The organism is Nonomuraea salmonea (assembly GCF_042428605.1).
In the GTDB taxonomy this organism is placed as follows: Bacteria; Actinomycetota; Actinomycetes; order Streptosporangiales; family Streptosporangiaceae; genus Nonomuraea; species Nonomuraea salmonea.
In genome coordinates, this window is the sequence record NZ_JBHMCF010000061.1 from 246,490 (window position 1) to 267,521 (window position 21,032).

The following is a 21,032-nucleotide window of genomic DNA, read 5'->3' on the forward strand; positions in this document are numbered from 1 at the left end:
CCGGTCAGACCTGGGGGCCGAGGACGACGTTGCGCCAGGCGGCTCCGTCGGACAGCGCGAGGCCCCGCTTGCCCGTCTTCGGGTCACGGACCAGGATGATCCCGCCGGACTGGCCGGCCGCGTCCGGCAGGCTGTCGGGGGTGTGCTCGGCCAGGACCACCTGGTGCGCGTACACGGTCCGCATCCGCTGCGTGGCGCTGCCCAGGTCGCGCGCGTTGTCGGCGGGCGGGACCAGCCCGGTGGCGTTGGCGGCCATCGACACCAGCTCGTTGGTGGACGTGGTCGCGCAGAGCAGTTCGGTGGCGGCCGACCCCGACTGGTTGACCGGCACCACCCGCACCCCGCCCTTGACGCCCGGGTTGGCGTTGCTGCCCTCCACGACGAACGAGCCGTACCGGTCCGTGCCCACCTTGACCGGCTCGGTCGAGGTGCTGATGACCTTCGCCGCCGCGCCCAGCGGCCCGGCCACCTCCATGCGGTTGAACCTGCCGGGGGTGGCCTGGACGAACGAGTCCGCTCCCACGGGCCCGCCGACCAGCGGCACCTGCTCGGAGGCGTTGCCGATCACGTGGGAGGCGTGCAGCCCGCCGGTGGTCGCGATGGGCGGCCGGTTCGCGGGGTCGGCCGAGATGACGTTGCCGATGACGCTGAACGCGCTCGCCTTCCCGGCCACCGAGATGGCGGCGTTGTCGCTGCGGCCGGAGAGGTTCCAGTTGTCGAAGGAGTTGTTGGCGATGGTGATCCTGCTCGCGTCGTTCTCGAAGCGGATCGGCGTGCCCTTGAGCCAGTTGAAGGTGTTCCCGCTGATGGTGACGTTGTGCGCCTTGACGTCGCTGGAGAACTGGATAGCGCGGGTGCCCTTGTCCTGCGGCGCTTCGAACCCGCCGAGCACGTTGTCGCCGATGGTCAGGTTGTGGCCGCCGCTGGTGATCTCGATGATGGCGCCGTTGTCCGCGTTCTCCACCACGTTGCCGCTGATGGTGGAGTTGGAGATGCTGCCGATGAACAGGCGCCGGCCGATGTCGAGCAGGTTGCCTTGGATGATCATGCCGCGGAAGTCGCTGCTCTCCGCGCCCTGGGCGACGATGGCCTGGAACGGGCTGTGGAAGTGGTTGTTGGTGATGAGCCACTTGCGCAGCCCGTACGGCGGGAGGTGGACGCCGCCGCCGTCCACGCCCTCGGTGGGCCAGGCGAGGCTGATGCCGGTGGTGCAGAGCGCGACGAGGTTGTGGGAGAAGTAGAGGCCGCGGCCGACGTGGTCGACGGCGAGCTTGAACGACACGAACGTGCACTCCAGGATGGCGGCGTCGGTGTCGTCGGTGTTGACCTCGCCGGCGAAGCGCAGCGCCACGTTGTGCTCGGTCTTGGCGGGGGCGACGAAGGCCAGGCCGTAGATCGCGGCGAGCGAGCAGCGTACGTCGATGCCGACGCCGTCGTGCGTCACCTGGATGATCGAGGCGCGGTTGGTCATGGTGCTGTAGCCGCGCAGCTGGATGCGGTTGAAGGACTCGCCGGACACGTCGGGGATGACGATGGTCCTGGTGATGCGGTAGGTGCCGGGCGGGAAGACGACGATCCTGGTGGTCTTGGTCCGCGTGGCGTTGATGGCCTGCTCGATGGCGTCGGTGTCGTCGTGCTGCCCGTCGGCCAGTGCGCCGAACTGCTGGGGCGTGATGACGTCCTCCGGGTCCGCGGCGGCCGCGGGTGCGGCTCCTAAGGTCGCGGTGGCCGCGGCGGCGCCGAGCGCCGCACCGCCGATCCGTAGGAGCGCTCGGCGATCGGTCCACTCGGGCATGGCCGTTTACCTCCGACTGAGCGGGTTGATACGTATTGATCGGGGATCGTACAGACGGCCTCAGAGGCTCACAAGAGCTAATAAATGCTGATAATCGGACGACATCTCGACATCTAGCGGCAACATTCATGGAATTTCCCCCTTGTGGGAACCGTCGCCGGGTGTCTAGAGTGCCGCGAAGTCGTTACGTATTAGCCAACAGGATCCCCATGCGCAAACGAGCGGGGCCACGACGCCCCACCCAGGTCGAGATCGCCCAGCGAGCCGGCGTGTCCCAGGCCACCGTCTCCCTCGTGCTCAGCGAGCGCCCCGGCGTGCCGGTCGCCGAGGAGACCCGCCGGCGCGTGCAGCGGGCGATCGAGGAGCTCGGGTACGCCGTCAACCCCGCCGCCAGGGCGCTGCGCGGCATGAGCGTCAAGACCATCGGCCTGTACACGTTCGAGTCCGTCTTCCCCGTCGACCAGCGCGACTTCTACCACCCGTTCCTGGTCGGCGTGGAGGAGGAGGCGGCCAGGCTCGGCTACGACCTGCTGCTGTTCACCTCCGCCAACAACGCCCAGGGCGGCCTCTACGCCAGAGGACGCAACGCGCTGCTGAAGGCCGACGGCTGCGTGCTGCTCGGCCGGCACATCTCGCGCGACGACCTGACCAACCTGGTCGACGAGGGTTTCCCCTTCGTCTTCATCGGACGGCGCGACATCGACGGCACCGAGCTGTCCTACGTCGCCCCCGACTACGTCGCCCCCACCGCGGCCCTCGTCGAGGAGCTGGCCGCGCTCGGGCACCGGCGGATCCTGCTCCTGCGGCAGGACGACGGCGCCGAGCCGGGCGACGACCGCGAGCTCGGGCTGCGCCGCGGCGCCGAGGCCGCGGGCCTGCGCGAGGACGACCTGCTGGTCGAGTACTCCGCCGGCGCCGCCGACGTCGGCGCCGGCCGGGTCACCGGCTGGGTGGACGACGGCGTCACGGCCGTGCTCGTCGAGCCCTCCGAGGACAACGCCACCGGCCTCGCCCTCGCCGACGCCGCCGAGGCCGCCGGCGTGCGCATCCCCGACCGGCTGTCGGTCGCCTTCCTGGGCTCCGCCCCGCCGCCCACCGCCACCAGGATCTGGACCTCGTTCGACATCCCCCGGGTGGAGATCGGCCGCGCGGCCGTGCAGCTGCTGGTCACCCTGCTGGAGGACGCGGAACGCACGCCGCTGCAGCTGGTGGTGCCGTGCACCGACGTACGCGGCAACTCGATCAGCCGGGTGGTACGGCGATGACCCGGTACGCGCTGCGCACCGCGGCCACCGGCGTCCTGATCATCTTCGGCGCCGCCACGCTGGTGTTCTTCATCATGCGGATCGCCCCCGGCGACCAGGCGCTGGTGCTGCTCGGACCCGACGCCACGAGCGCCGAGGTGGCCGCCGCCAGGACCAGGCTCGGGCTGGACCAGCCGCTGCCGGTGCAGTACTGGCACTACCTGACCCAGCTGGTCACGCTCGACTTCGGCGACTCCTACCGCTTCGGCCGGCCCGCGTTCGAGCTGGTGCTGTCCCGCCTGCCCGCCTCGGTCGAGCTGACCCTGGTGGCCACCCTCATCGCGATGACCGGCGTCGTGCTCGGCGCCCTGGCCGGCGCCTACCGGGGCCGGTGGATCGACCGCGGCATCTCCGGTCTCGCGCTGTTCCTCTACTCCATGCCGCCGTTCTGGATCGGCATCATGCTGATCCTCGTCATGGCGCTGCAGCTGCGACTGCTGCCCAGCGCCGGCACCGGCACCCCGGCCCACATCGTGCTGCCCGCGCTCACGCTCGCCGCCCCGTTCACCGCGCTGCTCACCCGGATCACCCGCAGCAGCGTGGCCGACACCATGGCGGAGAGCTACGTGCAGCGCTCCTACGCCAAAGGCCTCAGCACGCGCGAGGTCGTGACGGGACACGTGGTGCGCAACGCGGCGACGCCGGTGGTGACCGTCGGCGCGCTGCACGTCAGCACGCTGCTGGGCGGCGCGGTGATCGTGGAGAGCGTCTTCACCTGGCCAGGGCTCGGCTCGCTGCTGGTGACCGCGGTCGCCAACCGCGACTACTCGATCGTGCAGGCCGCCGTGCTGCTCATCGCGGTCATCGTGGTCTGCTGCAACGTCGCCGCCGACCTGATCGCCGCCCGCCTCGATCCGCGCGTACGACTGGGGGCCGGCGCATGAGCGTCATCACCGTACGGCCCCGGCTGTGGCCCGTCCGCCTGCGTTCCACGCCCGCCGTCGCCACGGTCGCCTCGGTCGTGCTCGCCTGCTACGTGCTGGTCGGGCTGATCGGCCCGCTGCTGATCGCGTACGACCCGGTCGCGACCAGCGTCGCGGACCGGCTGCTGCCGATCGGCGCCACCCGCGCGGACGGCACGCTCGCCCTGCTCGGCACCGACGGGGCCGGCCGGGACATGCTCGGCCAGCTCGTCCACGGCGCCAGGACGTCGATCATCATCGGCGTGTGCGTGGTGGCCGCCTGCGTCGCGGTGGGGCTGGCCTTCGGCACCCTCGCCGGCTACCTGGCGGGCTGGACCGACGTCGCGATCTCCCGGCTGATCGACATCCTGATGGCCTTCCCCGGCATCCTGCTGGCGATCGTCATCGCCGGCCTCTTCGAGCGCAGCATGCTGGTCGTGGTGCTGTCGCTGTCGGTGGCCGGCTGGGTCGGCTTCGCCCGGCTGGCCCGCGGCATCACCCTGTCGCTGCGCGAGCGGCCCTGGGTCGACGCCGCGCGGCTGATCGGGGTGCCCACGCCGGTCGTGATCGTCCGGCACGTCATCCCGTTCGTCATCGGTCCCGTGACGGCGCTGGCGACCACGGAGTTCGCCGGCGCGGTGCTGTCGGAGGCCGGTCTCAGCTTCCTCGGTCTCGGCCTGCCCTCGGCCACGGTCTCCTGGGGCCAGGTCATCGCCAACGGCAAGGACTATCTCGACACCGCCTGGTGGATCTCAGCACTTCCGGGGCTGGCGCTGACCGGCCTCGTGGTGAGCACGGGCCTGCTCGGCGACCACCTCACCCAGCGGCTCGGCTCGAGCCGCTGACAAGCTCAGCAAGGTCAGGAGGAACCCCATGAGGCCCGTACGGCTTCGTCGTGCGGCGGCACTCGCCGCCGCGGCATTTTCCCTCGTCGGGCTGGTCGCCTGCAGCACCACCACCACCGGCGGCGGCTCGACCGCGGCCGGTGACGCGCCGCAGGAGCTGTCCGTCGCCGTGTGGACCCCGATCGAGAACCTCGACCCGCACGGCGCGTCCGGCATGGACAACGGCACCCAGGTCGCCGCCAAGGCGATCTTCAGCCCGCTGATCAAGATGTCGGGGAAGGGGGAGTTCGACGGCGTGCTCGCCGAGTCGTGGGAGGCCAACGAGGACGCCACGCAGTGGACGTTCAAGCTGCGCGGCGGCGTGACGTTCTCCGACGGCACCCCGGTCACCGCCGCCGACGTCGTCGCCTCGTTCGAGCGGGTGCTGGAGCTCAAGGGCGCGATGGCCGGCAACTACGCCGGTCACAAGGCCGAGGAGGGCGACGCCGGCACGGTCGTCATCACCTCCGGGGACCCCGACCCCGCGCTGCTCGGCAAGCTCATCAGCTTCTACGTCACCCCGAAGGCGCACCTGAACGACGGCTGGACCAAGCCCATCGGCTCGGGCCCGTTCGTCGTCCAGCAGTTCACGCCCGGCCAGAGCCTGGTCCTGGCCCCCAACCCCGGCTACTGGGCGGGCAAGCCAGCGCTGAACCGCCTGGAGCTGCGCAGCATCGGCGAGATGGCGGCGAAGATGACCGCACTGAAGACCGGCGAGGTCTCCATGACGTGGGCGGTCCCCGACGACCAGCTGCCGGGCCTGAAGGGCAACCCGGACCTGGTGGTGGAGAAGAGCGCGGGCAACGGCGTCATCACCATGTGGATGAACGGCTCGGTCAAGGGGCTCAAGGAGGCCGCCGTCCGGCGCGCGCTGTGGCAGGCGGTCGACTTCCCCACCATCATCACGTCGCTGTTCCCCGAGACCGGCTCGCCCGCGGACTCGGTGGTGACGCCCAGCGTGCTCGGCTACGCGCCGCAGACCCCCGTACGCCACGACCCGGCGGCCGCCAAGAAGGCGCTCGACGAGGCCGGCTGGGACTACGGGCAGACGATCAAGATGCAGTTCTCCCAGCCGCAGTTCCAGCAGTTCGCCGACGCGGTGGCCAGCGACCTGGCCAAGATCGGCGTCAAGGCGGAGCCGGTCCAGAAGGAGCCTGCCGTCTTCCTGCAGGACCTGCTGGCCCTCAAGTGGGACGTCAACATCCAGCAGCTCGGCACCGCGGGCTTCGACGCGGCGACCAACCTCGGCCGGCTCTACACCTGCGCCGCCAAGCGCACCGGCTACTGCAACCCCGACCTCGACAAGCTGCTCGCCGAAGCCGGCTCCACCAGCGACAACGCCAAGCGGCAGGAACTCTACGCCCAGGCCAGCAAGATCATCTGGGATGACGCGGTCGGCATGTACCCCATGTTCGTGCGCAACGTGTACGTCCGCAGCAAGTCCGTCCAGGGCCTGGCCATCCCGCCGGACATGACCCCGGACTTCTCCACCGTCCGCATCGGCAACGGTGGATCATGAGCCGGTCGTTCGACATGACCGATCAGGCGCCGGCCGCACGCGGCGCGCAGCCGGCGCCCCTGCTCAGCGTCGAGCACCTGTCGATCGACCTGCCGGGCAGGGACGGCCCGGTCCGCGTGGTGGACGACGTCTCGTTCACCGTGGCCGCCGGCCGTACCACCGGGCTGATCGGCGAGTCGGGCAGCGGCAAGACCATGACCGCGACCGCGATCATCGGGCTGCTGCCGCCCGGCGCGGCGGTGACGGGACGGATGCTCTGGCACGGCGACGACCTGGTCACCATGACCGAGCAGGACCGGCGGCGGCTGCGCGGACGCGGCATCGGCATGATCTTCCAGGATCCCCAGGCCGCGCTCGACCCGACCCAGACCATCGGCCGGCAGGTCGGCGAGATCCTGCGGCGCGGCGGCATGCCCAGGAAAGAGGTCCACAGGACCGTCATCGACCTGCTCGACCGGGTCGGCGTCCCCGACCCGCAGACCCGGCACGCCCAATATCCGCACCAGTACTCCGGCGGGCTGCGCCAGCGCGCCATGGTCGCCACGGCGCTGGCCGGCTCGCCCGAGCTGATCCTCGCCGACGAACCCACCACCGCGCTCGACGTCACCGTCCAGGCCCGCATCCTCGCCCTGCTGCGGCGCGTCCGCGACGAGGAGGGCATGGCCATGCTGCTGGTCAGCCACGACCTGCGGGTCATGGCGCACGTCGCGGACGAGGTCGTCGTCATGTACGCCGGCCGGATCTGCGAGATCGGCGCCGGCCGCGAGGTGCTCAACCGGCCGGCGCACCCGTACACGCGGGCGCTCGTCGTGAGCGTCCCCGCCGTCCGCAGCAAGACCGCCATCGCAGAGCCGCTGCCCGGCAGCCCCGCCGGCCCGGCGGAACGCCCGAGCGGCTGCCCGTTCCACCCGCGCTGCGCCAAGGCGCGCGACCGGTGCGCGAGCGAGGTGCCGCGCATGCGGCAGGTCGCCGCGGGCCGGCAGGTCGCCTGCCACTTCCCGGAGGAGACATGAGCGCATCGGCCCTGCTCGAGGTCAGCGACCTTGTGGTCAACTTCCACTCCCGCAGGGAACGCAGAGCCGGCAAGCCGAACGCCGTGGACGGCGTCTCCTTCGCCCTGCGTCCCGACGAGACGCTGGCGATCGTGGGGGAGTCGGGCTCGGGCAAGACCACCGTCGCCCGCTGCGTCGTCGGGCTGCAGGCCCCGCAGGAAGGCGTGATCCGGTACGACGGAGCCGCGATCGGCCCGGTGTCGAAGCGGTCACCGGCGACCCGGCGGGCCATCCAGATGGTCTTCCAGGACCCCGCGGCCTCGCTCAACCCCAGGATGACGGTCCGGTCGATCATCTCCGAGACCTGGCGGACCCACCCCTCGGTCGCGCCGGACGGCCGGGCGTGGGACGCCGCGATCGAAGAGCTGCTCGCGGACGTCGGCCTGGACCCCGGCGTCGCCGACCGGCGCGCCGCGGCCCTGTCGGGCGGGCAGTGCCAGCGGGTCAGCATCGCCCGCGCGCTCTCCCTGCGCCCCCGGCTGCTGGTCTGCGACGAAGCCGTCTCGGCGCTCGACGTGTCGGTGCAGTCGCAGATCCTGCGGCTGCTGGCCGGCCTGCGCGCCGCCCGCGGCCTGGCCATCCTCTTCATCACCCACGACCTCGGAGTGGTCAGGCAGATCGCCGACCGGGTGGCGGTCATGCACCGGGGCGGCCTGGTCGAGACCGCGACCGCCGACGACCTGTTCGACCGGCCCGGCCATCCGTACACCAAGAAACTGCTCGAAGCCGCCCTCGACCTCGAGGGCGCGTGAACACACATGCGATCAGGGGGAACACGGTGGAATCGCGGATCACTGACGCGGACCTCGCCATCATCGGCGGCGGTGTCGGTGGAGTCGCCGCCGCGCTGGCGGCGCTGCGGCACGGGTTGCGGGTGGTGCTGACCGAGGAGGGCGACCGGATCGGCGGGCAGTTCACCAGCCAGGGCGTGCCCCCGGACGAGCACAGGTGGATCGAGCAGTTCGGCTGCACCGCCTCCTACCGCCGCTACCGCGACGCGGTCCGCGACCACTACCGGACGTGGTACCCGCTCACCGCGGCGGCCAAAAACGACCCCCACCTGAATCCCGGGCTGGGCCGGGTCGGCGCCCTCTGCCACGAGCCGCGGGTCAGCGGGGCGGTGCTGCGCGCCCTCGTCGACCCCTACCTGAGCAGCGGCCGGCTGCGCATCCTGCTCGGCGCGCGGCCGGTGGCCGCGCAGACCTCCGGCGACCGCGTCAGCGGCGTGACCGTGCGGCGCGCGGACGGCGGCCTGGTGCACCTCACGGCTCCGTACTATCTGGACGCCACCGAGCTCGGCGACCTGCTGCCGCTGGCGGGCGTGGAACACGTGACCGGCTTCGAGTCCCGGCACGACACCGGGGAGCCGAGCGCGCCCGACGTCGCGCAGCCCGCCAACATGCAGGCCTTCTCCTGGGTGTTCGCCGTCGACCACCGGGAGGGGGAGGACCACGTCATCGACCGGCCGGCCCGCTACGACCACTGGCGCGCGTACCGGCCGGACTACTGGCCCGGCAGTCAGATCGGGCTGACCGCGCCGGACCCGCGCACGCGCGAGCCGCTGACCCGCACCTTCACCCCCAACCTCACCTCAGGGCCCGTGCTCGCCGACCAGAGCCAGGATCCCGGGGACCGGGAGCTGTGGGAGTTCCGCCGGGCCGTCGCCCGCGAGCAGTACGAGCCCGGTTTCGTCACCAGCGACGTGACCCTGGTCAACTGGCCCATGATCGACTACGTGGACGGGCCGATCATCGGGGTGAGCGAACAGGACAAGGAACGCCACCTCGCCGGCGCCCGCGAGCTGTCGGAGAGCATGCTCTACTGGCTGCAGACCGAGGCCCCGCGGCCGGACGGCGGGCGCGGCTGGCCCGGCCTGCGGCTGCGGCCCGACGTCATGGACACCCCCGACGGCTTCGCCGCCGCGCCCTACATCCGCGAGTCGCGCCGCATCAGAGCCGAGTACACGGTCGTCGAACAGGACGTCTCCCTCGCCGTACGCGGTGAGGCGGGCGCGGCCCCGTACGACGACACGGTCGGGATCGGCATGTACCGGATCGACCTGCACCCCTCCACCGGCGGCGACAACTACATCGACGTCCCCAGCTGCCCGTTCCAGATCCCACTCGGGGCGCTGCTGCCCGTACGCGTGCGCAACCTGCTGCCGGCCGGGAAGAACATCGGCACCACGCACATCACCAACGGCTGCTACCGGCTGCACCCCGTCGAGTGGAACATCGGCGAGGCGGCCGCCTCGCTGGTGGCCTACTGCCTGAAGGAGACCGTGGAACCGCACGACGTCCGGCGCAAGGACGTCCATCTGCGATCATTCCAGAGCGCGCTGAAAGCCGACGGCGTCGAGCTGGCCTGGCCGGAGATCAAGGGGTACTGATGTTCGTCTCCGATGTGATCGTCCCCGCCGTGACCCCGATCGGGGCCGACGGCCGTCCCGCCCTCGCGGCCGGCGCCCGCTACTTCGGCGCGCTGGCCGCCGCGGGCATCGAGAAGATCATGCTGCTGGGCACCAACGGCGAAGGGCCGCTGCACCGGACGGGGGAGATCGGCCCGTTCCTGCGCGAGGCCGTCGCCCACTGGCGCGCACTCGTGCCCGGCGGCGTCGTCATCGTCAACGTCTCCACCGCCGGCACCCGCGAGTCGCTCGCTCGCGCCGAGCTCGCCGCCGAGGCCGGCTGCGACGCGGTCGCCCTCAGCCCGCCCTGCTACTTCCACCACGACGAGCGCGACGTCGTCGAGCACTACCGGGCGAGCCGCGCGGCCGCCCTGCCGGTGATCGCCTATAACATCCCCCGGTACGCGGCGCCGTTCTCACCCGGCGCCATCGCGGCCGTCGGCGACATGGAGCACGTCGCGGCCGTCAAGGACAGCTCCGGCGACGCGGACGTCCTGCGCCGCTGGCTCGACGTCAGGCGCCGGCGGCCCGACTTCGGGGTCAACCAGGGAGCGGAGGGCGCGATGCTCGCCGCTCTGGCCGCCGGCGCCGACGGGGTCACGCCCGGCATCGCCAACCTCGCCCCGCGCGTCGCCCTGGACCTGGTCGCCGCGTACCGGGCCGGCGACGGCGAGCGGGCCGCCCAGGCCCAGAAACGCATCGACCGGCTGCTGCCCGTGCACCGGATCCGGCCCGGCGTCCCGGTCGTCAAGGCGGCGCTCGCCCTGCGCGGCCTGTGCTCCGCCACGGTCGCACCGCCGCTGCGCACGCTGGACGACACCGAGCTGACGGCGCTGGGCGACTTCCTGGCGCCATTCGAGCCCGACCTGATCGGAGCCGCCCATGAGTGACCTCGAATGGTGGCGCGGCGCGGTCATCTACCAGATCTACATCCGCTCCTTCGCCGACGGCGACGGTGACGGCATCGGGGACATCGCCGGCATCCGCAGCCGCCTCGGCTACCTGGCCGGGCTCGGCGTGGACGCCATCTGGATCACCCCGTGGTACGCCTCGCCGAACAACGACGGCGGCTACGACGTCTCCGACTACCGCGCCATCGCCCCCGAGTACGGCGACGTAGGCCAGGCCGAGCAGCTCATCGCGGAGGCGCACCGGCACGGCCTGCGGGTGATCCTCGACATCGTGCCCAACCACACCTCCACCGAGCACCCCTGGTTCCAGGCCGCGCTCGCCGCCCCGCCCGGCTCCCCTGAACGCGCCAGGTACCACTTCATGGACGGCCCCGCCGACGGGGTCAGGCCCAACGACTGGCGCAGCACGTTCGGCGGCCCCGCCTGGACCCAGGTGCCCGACGGCCAGTGGTATCTGCACCTGTTCGACCCCACCCAGGCCGACCTCAACTGGTCCGACCCCGAGGTGCGGGCGGAGTTCCTCGACCTGCTGCGCTTCTGGTTCGACCGCGGCGTGGACGGCTTCCGCATCGACGTGGCCACCGGCCTGGTCAAGCACCCCGGCTACCCCGACCTCGGATACCGGGAGGAGGACCTGCTCGTCCTGACCGACGTACCGGACCATCCGCACCGCGACCGCGACGAGGTGCACGCCGTCTACCGGGACTGGCGCGCGGTGGCCGACGCCTACGACCCGCCGCGGATCTTCGTGGCCGAGGCCTGGGTGGCCGACCCCGAGCGGCTGGCCAGGTACGTGGTGCCCGCCCAGCTCCACACCGCGTTCAACTTCCCGTTCCTGCAGTCCGCGTGGGACTCCGGCGACCTGTTCACGGTGATCGACTCCACCCTCGCCACCATGGCGCTGTCCGGCGCGCCGCCGACCTGGGTGCTGTCCAACCACGACGTCGAACGCACGGTCACCCGTTACGGCCGCGCCGACACCCGCAAACACCAGGGCAAGTCCGGCCACGAACTGGGCCCGGTGGACGAGGACCTCGGCCGCCGCCGCGCCAGGGCCGCGCTGCTGCTCATGCTGGCGCTGCCCGGCGTCGCCTACCTCTACCAGGGGGAGGAGCTCGGCCTGCCCGACCACCTGGACATCCCCGACGACCGCCTGCGCGACCCCATCTGGACGCGCTCCGGCGGGCGGCGCCGGGGACGCGACGGCTGCCGCATCCCGCTGCCCTGGACCCCGGAGCCCGGCGGCGCCGGCTTCGGCGCCGCCGACCCGTGGCTGCCGCAACCGCCCGGCTGGGAGCGGCTGTCGGCGGCCGTCCAGATCGACGACCCCGGCTCCACCTACACCCTCGTCGCGCGGGCGCTACGGCTCCGCCGCGAGCTGGACGTCCCGCAGGAACTGCGGTGGACCGGCCGGGACGGCTCCGTGCTGCGCTTCCGCCGCGGGCCCGGCTTCGAGTGCGTCGTCAACTTCGGCCCCGCCGAGGTGCCGCTGCCCGAAGGCGCGAAGACCCTCCTGCGCAGCGACGCCCGCGCCCCGGGCGACCCGCTCGGGCCCGACACGGCCGCCTGGCTGGACCCCACGCCATCCGGGCCCGACACGGCCGCCCGGCTGGACCGCATGCCCTTCGAGCCCGACACGGCCGCCCGATTGGACCGCATGCCATGAAGCGGCCCAACATCGTGCTGATCCTCGCCGACGACCTGGGCTACTCGGACCTCGGCTGTTACGGCGGCGAGATCCGCACCCCCAACCTCGACCGGCTCGGCCGGTCGGGGGTGCGGCTGACCCAGTTCGCCAACACGGCCCGCTGCAGCCCGTCGCGCGCGTCCCTGCTCACCGGCCTGCACCCGCATCAGACCGGCATCGGCGTGCTGGCCGGCGGCAACAGGCCGGGAGGATATCCGGGCAGCCTCGACGACCGCTGCGTCACCGTGGCCGAACTGCTCGCCGACGCCGGATACGCCACCGGCATGTCCGGCAAATGGCACCTGAGCGGCCCCTTGTGGGAGCCACACGCCTCCTGGCCCACCCGCCGCGGCTTCACCGACTTCTTCGGCACACTCAGCGGCTGCGGCAGCTACTACGACCCGGCGACCCTCTACCGGGGCGAGACTGACGCGAGCGCGGAGACCCGCGACCCGGGCTTCTTCTACACCGACGCGATCACCGGCCACGCGGTGGAGTTCATCCGCCGGGAGGCCGCCGCCGGCCCGTTCTTCTCGTACGTCGCCTACACCGCACCCCACTGGCCCCTGCACGCCCCCGAAGAGGACATCGCCGCCTACGACGGCGTCTACACCGCCGGCTGGGACGACCTGCGCACCCACCGCCTCGAGCGCCTCCACACGGAGGGCCTGCTGGGAGCCGAATCGGCGCTGTCCGCCCGCGACCCGGCACAACCACCCTGGGCGGAGGCGCCGGACAAGGCGTGGGAGGCCCGCCGCATGCAGGTGTACGCCGCCCAGGTGGAGCGGATGGACCGCGGCATCGGCCGGATCCTCGACCAGCTGACGGCCTCCGGCGTCCTGGACGACACGCTCGTGATCTTCCTGTCCGACAACGGCGGCTGCGCCGAGATCCTCCCGCTCGGCGACCCCGAGGAGTTCCGCTCCAGACGGCACATCGTCCCCGCCCGCACCCGCGACGGCGCCGGCCTGCACGTCGGCAACCTCCCCTGCGTCGACCCCGGCCCGGAGAACACCTACGCGAGCTACGGCCCCGCCTGGGCCAACCTGTCCAACACCCCGTTCCGCCTCTACAAGCGATGGGTCCACGAGGGCGGCATCGCCACCCCGTTCATCGCGCACTGGCCCGCGGGCGACCTGGCCGGCGGCCGCGTCATCCGCACCCCCTTCCAGCTCACCGACGTCCTCCCCACCCTCCTCGACGCCACCGGCGCCGCGTACCCGGAAGAACGCCGAGGCCACGCGATACCCCCTTACGAGGGCCGCTCCATGCTCCCCGCCCTCCGCGGCACGCCCGTCCCCGAGACGTGGCTGTTCTGGGAACACCTGGGCAACGCCGCCGTCCGGCTGGGCCCATGGAAACTGGTCCGCGAACACGCAGGACCATGGGAGCTCTACGACATGGAGACCGACCGCTCCGAACTGACCGACCTCGCCCCCCACCACCCTGCCCTCGTCGAGGAGCTGGCCGAGGCGTACCAACAGTGGGCCGACCGCGTCGGCGTCCTGCCACGCTGAGGAATCGGCCCAACCGCCCGGTGCTGCCTCCCCTGCCGAGACGTGACCCGCGGGTTGTCACTCGTTCCGCTGTCGCAAACCTGTCGGAAATCCGCTGCCGGTACGTAGCGGCGCCATTCCCCACGTGTGAAGGGCCGTCCCGCGATGTCGCACACAGCAGCGGCCAGACCATGTCCCGTGGCGGGTGAGCGGGCTGCCGATCTGGCGGCGGGCGGCGACGTCCCACAGCCGTTCGGTTGCTGCTCAAGGGCCTTGTCGCCCTGCGTGCGAGCGGCCGCTGGTCCCGCGACGGCGGATCGGCGGCCGCTCATCCGAGGGTGCCCAGTCGCTCAGGCGTCGCAGGCCCAGACCTTGTCGATGCGATTGTTCCAGGTACCCCCGTCGGGGGCGCGGTCCAACGCAAGGTTGGCGAGCTGGCCCCCCGTCGCGAGGGTTCCCAGCTGGAGCCATGTGCCGTCGCCGCGCGTGTCTACGAATTTCCCGATCGCCCGACTGCCGCCCGACTGGGCATTGTAGATAGACGAGGCCTTGTCCCTGAACGAGAAGTCCTCCAGGTAGTACCACCTCTGGCAGCTATAGAGGCTCAGCCTCGTCCCGCTACCCCCTGTACCGTCGTAGAGGCAGAGGCGCTGCCAGTCGCAGCTCATCGCCTGGGTGCTTGCTTCTCCCGTCCCGCCAGCGCTTGGCGCGGGGAACGTCAGCATGGCGCCCTCATCGAGTTGGATGTTGTAGGTGTCGATCCGGTGTGCCTTTGGATTGTCCCGCAGAATCTGCGCGATTTCCTGTTCCAGGTTGTCTTGCCCGGCTGTCCTCGCGGCGGTATCGGCGTAACCCGAAGACACTCCCAGCAAGCTCATGGCGACCGATAGTGCAAAGTAGAAAACTACCTTGCCGATCCGCCCGCTTGCGCTACCACCAGTTTTCACGTTCTGCATGGATCTCCTCTGTGTATGAGTTCCTAACCTGCGAGATAAGCAAGGTGACGGGCGCGGCGCCTGGCCTGTCAGCTGTTGGCGATGGTGCCGACGGCGTCGTCGCAGCTGTTGTAAACGCGGATGTGATACCTTCCGTACAGTCCAGGGATCCGCCCGCTGGTCGACCCGCTTCCCACGTGGCCGCTCTTCACTATGGCGCCGTTGTCGCTATCGTGAACGCGGTAATCGGCGCTATAGCAGGGGAAACCTCCACCCTCGACCGTGTAGTCGAGCCAATGGCCTGACGCGTTCGCGGCGAGCGACCCAGAGGTGCAGGCGTTGCTGCGGAACCCGATTTCGCACCTGGCGGACGCCGCATTCGCGACGGGGGCCGCCAGGACGACGGCGGCCGCGGCCGCGGTCAACGCGAGAGCGGAACGAGTGACATTTCTTATACGCATTCCCATGAGACTCTCCAGTGAGATAATCGGCTCTCCAGAGCCATGGAGGCCGTTTCCGGCATATTTTTCAGCCGTGCTGTCGGCTTGTGTGCACACTTCGTTCTCATCGAAGTGTCCAGGCCATGGCATCGCGGGCCCATATCGGCCTCCTCCCATGGGCGGGCCGGGGGCAGCGGGACAGACCGCCGACGAACGCGTGCGGTGAACGAGTCCGGATGGCGCTCGTCACCGCACGCGTTCGGCGGGGCTGACCACCCGGCAACCGTTTGTCGTGGGCGTGATGCCGACCGTCAGCAGGAGACGCGCAGGTGGTTGGACTCCTTGAACGCGGGGCTGCCGCCGACCGTCCGACCCACGTGGATGGTGCGGTAGGTGTGGGTGCCCGTGCCCGTGCAGTTGTAGCGGACGTAGGCGTCGTAGCCGCGTCCCGTGACTGTCGTGTTGGCGAGGTCCTCCCAGCCGTACCAGCGGCTGCGCTGGATGACCAGCGTGGACGTGCCGCTCGTGCCGCAGTCCTGTGACTGGCTGCCGAACCCGACGATGGTGCTGCCGCTCTTGGAGGTGCGGCCGACGTGCAACTCGCACGCCAACGCCGCGCCCATCTGGATGGAGGCGGTGGCCTGGGCGGGGGTCGCCGCCAGCGCGACCAGGGGAGTCGCCAGGGCCGCAGTGAGGACGGTGGACAAGATGCCGGTTGCGCTGCTCTTTCGCATGGTTCTCCGTCTGGGGTCGTGGGAATGGGAGCTTGGTCACCGCTGACCCGGTTTTACTGTGACAGCGGGTGCCAATACAAAGCGGATGCCGATATTCCGACGCCTCGGAATAGACTAATTCCGCTATGCATTAGCTATTCTCCCTTTCGCTGAACGTCGAAATGGATAGGGCCGCTGCGCCGTGCATATGGCTGCGCAGTGTCGCAATCACCACCCGGTAGCGGCATGAGCCTCCCGAGCTGTCGGGACGGGGGCATGCCGTCCCTCCAAAATGGGGGAAGCGGCACCATCCGGGCCGAATCGCGTGACCTCTCCCTGTTTAGCGGATCCCTTGGTTGTCCAGCGAGGCCGAACCGACTGGACAATCAACATGCAGTTCGGCCGAGGCGTGTGACCTGCGGCAGGATCAAATCCTGAGATGTTGTCCAGCAGTCTGTGGGGCTGTGGTTCTCATGGTTTGACGGGCCGGATGGCAGGCGTCAGCATGTTAGTCAAACTTGTCTCGCGGTACGTGATTACCTGGTAGCAGCTCGTGACGGTGGCAATACTTCACTGTGAGTGAGGATGAGGCGATGGGGCGTCCTGAGCGTGTGCTGGACCCGGAAAACGACCCACTTCACCGTTTCGCGTTCGAGCTCAGGCAACTGAGAGTGAAGGCGGGCAACCCCAGTTATCGACAGCTTTCCAAACGTGCGCATTTCTCCGCGACTGCTCTATCCGAAGCAGCTGGGGGAGTGGTCGTCCCGAGTCTCGCGGTCGTCCTCGCATACGTTGAGGCGTGCGACGGCGATCGCGGCGAGTGGGAAGGCCGCTGGCATGCCCTGATGAGCGTGCTCGCCCCCGCTGATCCTGCCCCGGAAGAAAGCGCGGCCCCTTATCTGGGGTTGGCGCCGTTCGGGCCGCAGGACGCGGCCCTGTTCTTCGGACGCGAGCGGCTGATACGACAACTACGCGAACGACTGGCAGGCGCTCCTTTCCTCGCGTTGTTCGGTCCCTCGGGAGCCGGGAAGTCGTCGGTCCTGCGGGCAGGACTGTTGCCGGCTCTCAGCGGAGCCGGAACCGAAGGGGATGGCGGCGAATGGCTGGTGGTTCTCTTCACCCCGGGCGAGCAGCCGCTCCGGCATCTGTCCATCCATCTGGCCAATGCGCAAGGCATCGGGGCCGCCCCGATCCATGAGTCGCTCGACGCCTCTCCGGAGGCCATCGGCACGCTGTGCGCCCAACTGCTGAGCGGCGGAGCAGACGGAGCCCACCTGGCGATCATCGTCGATCAGTTCGAGGAGATGTTCACCCTTTGCCACGATGAGCGGGAGCGGCGCGGCTTCGTGGCGGCGCTCTTGGCCGCCGCTCGGGAACCGCGCGTGCGTGTCGTGCTCGGCGTTCGTGCCGACTTCTATGGGCATTGCGCCCTTCACCCGGCGCTTGTGTCCGCGTTGCAGGACAACCAGGTGCTGATCGGGCCGATGGAGGAGGGCGATCTGCGTGCCGTCGTCACCGGCCCGGCCCGGCACGAGGGTGTGAAGGTCGATGCGGAACTGGTGGATCTGATCGTGGACGAGGCGCGCGGGCAGGTGGGTGCGCTGTCACTGGTCTCGCACGCCCTGCTGGAGACCTGGCGTCGCCGTACGGGCGGGTCGCTCGCTGTTGCTGCGTTCCGGGCGACGGGCGGTCTGCGCGGCGCGATCTCGCAGACCGCCGAGCGCGTCTATGGCGAGCTCGATCCGGCCGGGCAGGACATCGCCAGGGACGTGTTCTTGCGGTTGACCATGCCCGGAGACGGAACGGAGGACACCCGCAGGCGTGCCTCCCGCGCCGAGTTGGAGGCGAGCCGGCAGGGGCGGCTTACGGCCGAGGTGCTGGACAGGTTGATCGCGGCGCGGCTGGTCGTGGCCGAGGAGAGCACTGTGACCATCGCGCATGAGGCGTTGATCCGGGGCTGGCCGCGACTACGGACCTGGCTGGAGGAGGATCGTGAGCGGCTGCACGCCCACCGTCGGCTGGCCGAGGCCGCCGCCGAATGGGACCAGCACGGTCGGGACGAGGCGTTCCTGTATCGCGGCAAGCGCCTTTCGGACTGGCAGGACCGCTCAGCGGACACGCTCAATGACCTCGAACGCGATTTTCTCGACGCGGGCCATCGCCGAGAGGCGGCTGAATCGGCCGGTCGGCGCCGGCGAACGCGCTTGGCCCTGACCGTGCTTGTCGCGACGACCGTTGTGGTCAGCGTGCTGGCCGGCGTTGCCGTGCTCCAGGGACGTCAAGCCCGGGAGCAGCGAGACGTGGCACTCTCTCGTCAGCTCGCGGCCGAGGCACGCGCTGAGCTGGAGTTGCGCCCTGAGCGCGGGCTGGAGTTAGCGCGACGGGCCTACGGGCTGTGGCCGACGGCCGAAGCCGAGTCGGTCCTGCGGCAGGGCATCGTCGAAGACCACCTCCTGGCGACGGTCCCCGGGCTGGGACGGGCGACGGGCGTGGCGTTCAACCCGGACGACACGCGCCTGGCCGCCGGTTCGACCGACGGCCTCGTCCGGGTGTGGCCGTGGCTCTCGGGTCGTATATCCGCTGGCCCGCCGATCGTGCTGCGCGGGCATCGCGGACAGGCGTTGAGCCCGAAGTTCAGCCCGGACGGGCGGCGTCTGGCAGTCCCGGGGACCGATGGGACGGTCCGGATCTGGGACTCGTCCGGCGGTGCCCAGCGCATCACCCTCACTGGGCACGACGGTCCGGTGTGGAATGTGGCGTTCAGTCCCGACGGGCGGAGTCTGGCCAGCGCGGGAAAGGATGGCACGGTCCGCATCTGGGACACCGGCGGCACAGGCGACCCAGAGGTCCTGCGCGGACACGAGGGGGAGAGCACGACCGTGGCGTTCAGCCCGGACGGACGGACACTAGCCAGTGCCGGCCACGACGCGACCATACGGCTGTGGCACCTGAAGGGACGCGGTGAGCCGCGAGTCCTGCGTGGACACACGGCCGCGATCAAGAACGTGGCGTTCAGCCCGGACGGGCGTCTGCTCGCCAGCGTGAGCATCGACGGCACGGCGCGCGTGTGGCAGCGCGACGGGAACATGCCGCCCGTCGTGCTGTACGGGCACCAGGGCGCGGTGGAGGGCTTGGCCTTCAGCCATGACGGGCACTGGCTGGCCACTACGAGCGACGACGCCACGATCCGCCTCTGGTCCCCGACGGGTGCCGGGGATCCGCTCGTGCTGCGCGGCCACGAACGGGTCGTGTGGGGCGCAGCGTTCAGCGCCGACGGGACCAGGCTGGTGTCCGCGGGCGACGACGGCACCGTCCGGGTCTGGGATCCGCGAGGCATGGGCCAGATCTCGGTATTGCGCGGCCACGAACAGGAGGCGTGGGTGGCGGCCTTCGGCCCCGATGGCCGGCGGGTGTTCAGCGGGGGCGTGGACGGCACCCTACGGAGCTGGGACTGGTCTGCTGGCACGCACCGCGTGCTGAACCGGCACGATGATGAGGTGGTGGGCTTGGCCGTGAGCCGCGACGGGCGGAGCGTGGCCAGCGCCGGCAGGGATGGCACGATACAGGTCGTGGACGCCGAGGGCGGCGCGAAGCCTGTGGTGCTGCGTGGCCACGAGGGTACGGTGTGGAACGCCGCGTTCAGCCCGGACGGCCGGTGGCTGGCCAGTGCGGGCGGGGACGCCACGCTGCGCATTTGGGACCTCACCGGCGCGACGGTGCCGCTGATCCGGTGGGCCGACGCCGACCAGATCCGTTATGTCGCCTTCAGCCCCGCCGGCCGCCATGTGGCGACCGGCGGGCAGGACGGCACCGTACGGGTGTGGGATGCCTACCGCGATCTGCCGCCACTGGTCCTGCGCGGTCATCAGGGTCTCGTGTGGGGGGTCGCGTTCAGTCCGGATGGGCGGCGCCTGGCCAGTGCGGGCACCGACGGCACCGTCAGGATCTGGCCGGCATCCGGCCAGGGGGCGCCTTTGGTGTTGCGCGGCCACCAGGGCATGGTGTGGTCCGTCGCGTTCAGCCCCGACGGCCGATGGGTGGCGGGGACCGGACACGATGGGACGGCCCGCATCTGGCGCACCGACGCGGCCGCCCCTCCCATAACGGTGGGAGGCTTCGCCACCACCGTCGAGAGCATCCAATTTTCCGGCGACGGAAAACTGCTGACCACCGCACACGGGGACGGCACCGTGCGTGTGTGGCGCTGCACCGCCTGCGAGCCGGTCAACGACCTGCTCGCCCGCATCGATCGGCGGCTGGCCAGAAACTGATCACCGGTCTCCGTTCTCTCGTCCACCGCGATCAGGGCGTGCGACCCGGATTTGAGGAGTTCACGTGCTTTGAGGTGAATCCGCTTTCCCCGCTCCGCGGCGTTGGCTTCCGGTCCCTGAAGGAAGCCCTCGACACCACCACCCCCGAGCAGGTCCGGCACGCCCGTGCCTTGCTCACCCGGCCCGACGCCACCGTGCCCTCGATCGCCCGGCTGCTGAACGTCAGCCGCTCCACGATCTACAAGTATGTTCCCGACCTCGCCACGGGCCGCCCTGCCGTCGAACAGCCGGCGGGGCGAGCCGAGCTGGAGACCGGCGGCTGATTCCCCGGGTCAGCGCCTGCTTGGCGGCTGGTGGCGCGTTGGTTTGCGGCACCCCACATCGACGGCATCGGACCCGCCGGTCAGTCGACGCCTTCGATGATGCGGAAGTCGCGCTCGAAGCCGTCGGGGAGGGCCACCAGCGCGTTCTGGTACGCCTCGCTCTCGTACGTTGCGACGGCCTGCTCAAAGCTGTCGAACTCGATCAGCACGACACGTTGCGTGACTCCGGCCTCGTGGGCGACGATCCGGCCGCCACGGGACGGAAGGAGAGCCAGGTTACGCCCGCCCCCCGCCTGGACGGCCAGACCGGCCAGCTTGTCGTAAGCGGTCAGCCGCTCAAGGTCGGGACTGTCGGGGTAGACGCTGACCCAGTAACCCTTTGCCATGGAAACC

General features: G+C 70.6%; 16 protein-coding genes. 12 read left to right on the forward strand and 4 right to left on the reverse strand.

What is annotated here, in order from left to right; translation table 11 throughout:
• Nucleotides 1-4: 4 nt before the first annotated feature.
• Nucleotides 5-1,795 (reverse strand): right-handed parallel beta-helix repeat-containing protein, encoded by a 1,791-nt coding sequence (locus tag ACFFR3_RS48590; RefSeq protein WP_379485408.1) that lies wholly within the window; start codon nucleotides 1,793-1,795, stop codon nucleotides 5-7.
• A 209-nt stretch (nucleotides 1,796-2,004) separates the two neighbouring features.
• Here ACFFR3_RS48590 and ACFFR3_RS48595 point away from each other — a divergent pair, with 209 nt between their 5' ends.
• Genes ACFFR3_RS48595 through ACFFR3_RS48640 form a run of 10 tightly spaced genes read left to right on the forward strand, consistent with a single transcriptional unit; the run spans nucleotide 2,005 to nucleotide 13,978 of the window.
• Nucleotides 2,005-3,060 (forward strand): LacI family DNA-binding transcriptional regulator, encoded by a 1,056-nt coding sequence (locus ACFFR3_RS48595; RefSeq protein ID WP_345406565.1) that lies wholly within the window; start codon nucleotides 2,005-2,007, stop codon nucleotides 3,058-3,060.
• Nucleotides 3,057-3,983 (forward strand): ABC transporter permease, encoded by a 927-nt coding sequence (locus tag ACFFR3_RS48600; protein WP_379485409.1) that lies wholly within the window; start codon nucleotides 3,057-3,059, stop codon nucleotides 3,981-3,983. The genes ACFFR3_RS48595 and ACFFR3_RS48600 overlap by 4 nt, the downstream gene beginning before the upstream one ends.
• Entirely contained in the window at nucleotides 3,980-4,846 is an 867-nt protein-coding gene (locus ACFFR3_RS48605; RefSeq protein WP_379485410.1) for an ABC transporter permease, read from the forward strand. The genes ACFFR3_RS48600 and ACFFR3_RS48605 overlap by 4 nt, the downstream gene beginning before the upstream one ends.
• A gap of 28 nt (nucleotides 4,847-4,874) precedes the next feature.
• Complete coding sequence (locus tag ACFFR3_RS48610; RefSeq protein WP_379485411.1) at nucleotides 4,875-6,404, forward strand: ABC transporter substrate-binding protein; 1,530 nt, start codon at nucleotides 4,875-4,877, stop codon at nucleotides 6,402-6,404.
• On the forward strand, nucleotides 6,401-7,417 hold the full coding sequence (locus ACFFR3_RS48615; RefSeq protein ID WP_345406574.1) for an ABC transporter ATP-binding protein: 1,017 nt from the start codon (nucleotides 6,401-6,403) through the stop codon (nucleotides 7,415-7,417). The genes ACFFR3_RS48610 and ACFFR3_RS48615 overlap by 4 nt, the downstream gene beginning before the upstream one ends.
• On the forward strand, nucleotides 7,414-8,208 hold the full coding sequence (locus ACFFR3_RS48620; protein WP_364375202.1) for an ATP-binding cassette domain-containing protein: 795 nt from the start codon (nucleotides 7,414-7,416) through the stop codon (nucleotides 8,206-8,208). Before ACFFR3_RS48615 ends, ACFFR3_RS48620 begins: the two co-directional genes overlap by 4 nt.
• 26 nt (nucleotides 8,209-8,234) lie before the next feature.
• Nucleotides 8,235-9,845: an FAD-dependent oxidoreductase gene (locus ACFFR3_RS48625; RefSeq protein ID WP_379485412.1), complete on the forward strand. Its 1,611-nt coding sequence runs from the start codon at nucleotides 8,235-8,237 to the stop codon at nucleotides 9,843-9,845.
• Entirely contained in the window at nucleotides 9,845-10,753 is a 909-nt protein-coding gene (locus tag ACFFR3_RS48630) for a dihydrodipicolinate synthase family protein (RefSeq protein ID WP_345406581.1), read from the forward strand. Before ACFFR3_RS48625 ends, ACFFR3_RS48630 begins: the two co-directional genes overlap by 1 nt.
• The gene (locus ACFFR3_RS48635) at nucleotides 10,746-12,440 is read left to right on the forward strand and encodes an alpha-amylase family glycosyl hydrolase (protein ID WP_379485413.1); all 1,695 of its coding nucleotides are present in this window, start codon (nucleotides 10,746-10,748) and stop codon (nucleotides 12,438-12,440) included. Before ACFFR3_RS48630 ends, ACFFR3_RS48635 begins: the two co-directional genes overlap by 8 nt.
• The gene (locus ACFFR3_RS48640; RefSeq protein WP_379485414.1) at nucleotides 12,437-13,978 is read left to right on the forward strand and encodes an arylsulfatase; all 1,542 of its coding nucleotides are present in this window, start codon (nucleotides 12,437-12,439) and stop codon (nucleotides 13,976-13,978) included. Before ACFFR3_RS48635 ends, ACFFR3_RS48640 begins: the two co-directional genes overlap by 4 nt.
• 329 nt (nucleotides 13,979-14,307) lie before the next feature.
• On the opposite strand, the gene ACFFR3_RS48645 is transcribed toward ACFFR3_RS48640, so the two are convergent.
• Both ACFFR3_RS48645 and ACFFR3_RS48650 read right to left on the reverse strand, forming a co-directional pair.
• Nucleotides 14,308-14,913: a peptidase inhibitor family I36 protein gene (locus ACFFR3_RS48645; RefSeq protein WP_379485415.1), complete on the reverse strand. Its 606-nt coding sequence runs from the start codon at nucleotides 14,911-14,913 to the stop codon at nucleotides 14,308-14,310.
• A gap of 730 nt (nucleotides 14,914-15,643) precedes the next feature.
• Entirely contained in the window at nucleotides 15,644-16,066 is a 423-nt protein-coding gene (locus ACFFR3_RS48650; protein WP_345406588.1) for a hypothetical protein, read from the reverse strand.
• Nucleotides 16,067-16,638: 572 nt separating this feature from the next.
• Between ACFFR3_RS48650 and ACFFR3_RS48655 the strand changes: the two genes are divergently transcribed.
• Nucleotides 16,639-20,316, forward strand: a complete 3,678-nt coding sequence (locus tag ACFFR3_RS48655) for an nSTAND1 domain-containing NTPase (RefSeq protein WP_379485416.1) — start codon at nucleotides 16,639-16,641, stop codon at nucleotides 20,314-20,316.
• 74 nt (nucleotides 20,317-20,390) lie between these two features.
• On the forward strand, nucleotides 20,391-20,639 hold the full coding sequence (locus tag ACFFR3_RS48660) for a helix-turn-helix domain-containing protein (RefSeq protein WP_345406594.1): 249 nt from the start codon (nucleotides 20,391-20,393) through the stop codon (nucleotides 20,637-20,639).
• 80 nt (nucleotides 20,640-20,719) lie between these two features.
• On the opposite strand, the gene ACFFR3_RS48665 is transcribed toward ACFFR3_RS48660, so the two are convergent.
• Entirely contained in the window at nucleotides 20,720-21,025 is a 306-nt protein-coding gene (locus tag ACFFR3_RS48665; protein ID WP_345406597.1) for a DUF1330 domain-containing protein, read from the reverse strand.
• Between the last annotated feature and the right edge of the window lie 7 nt (nucleotides 21,026-21,032).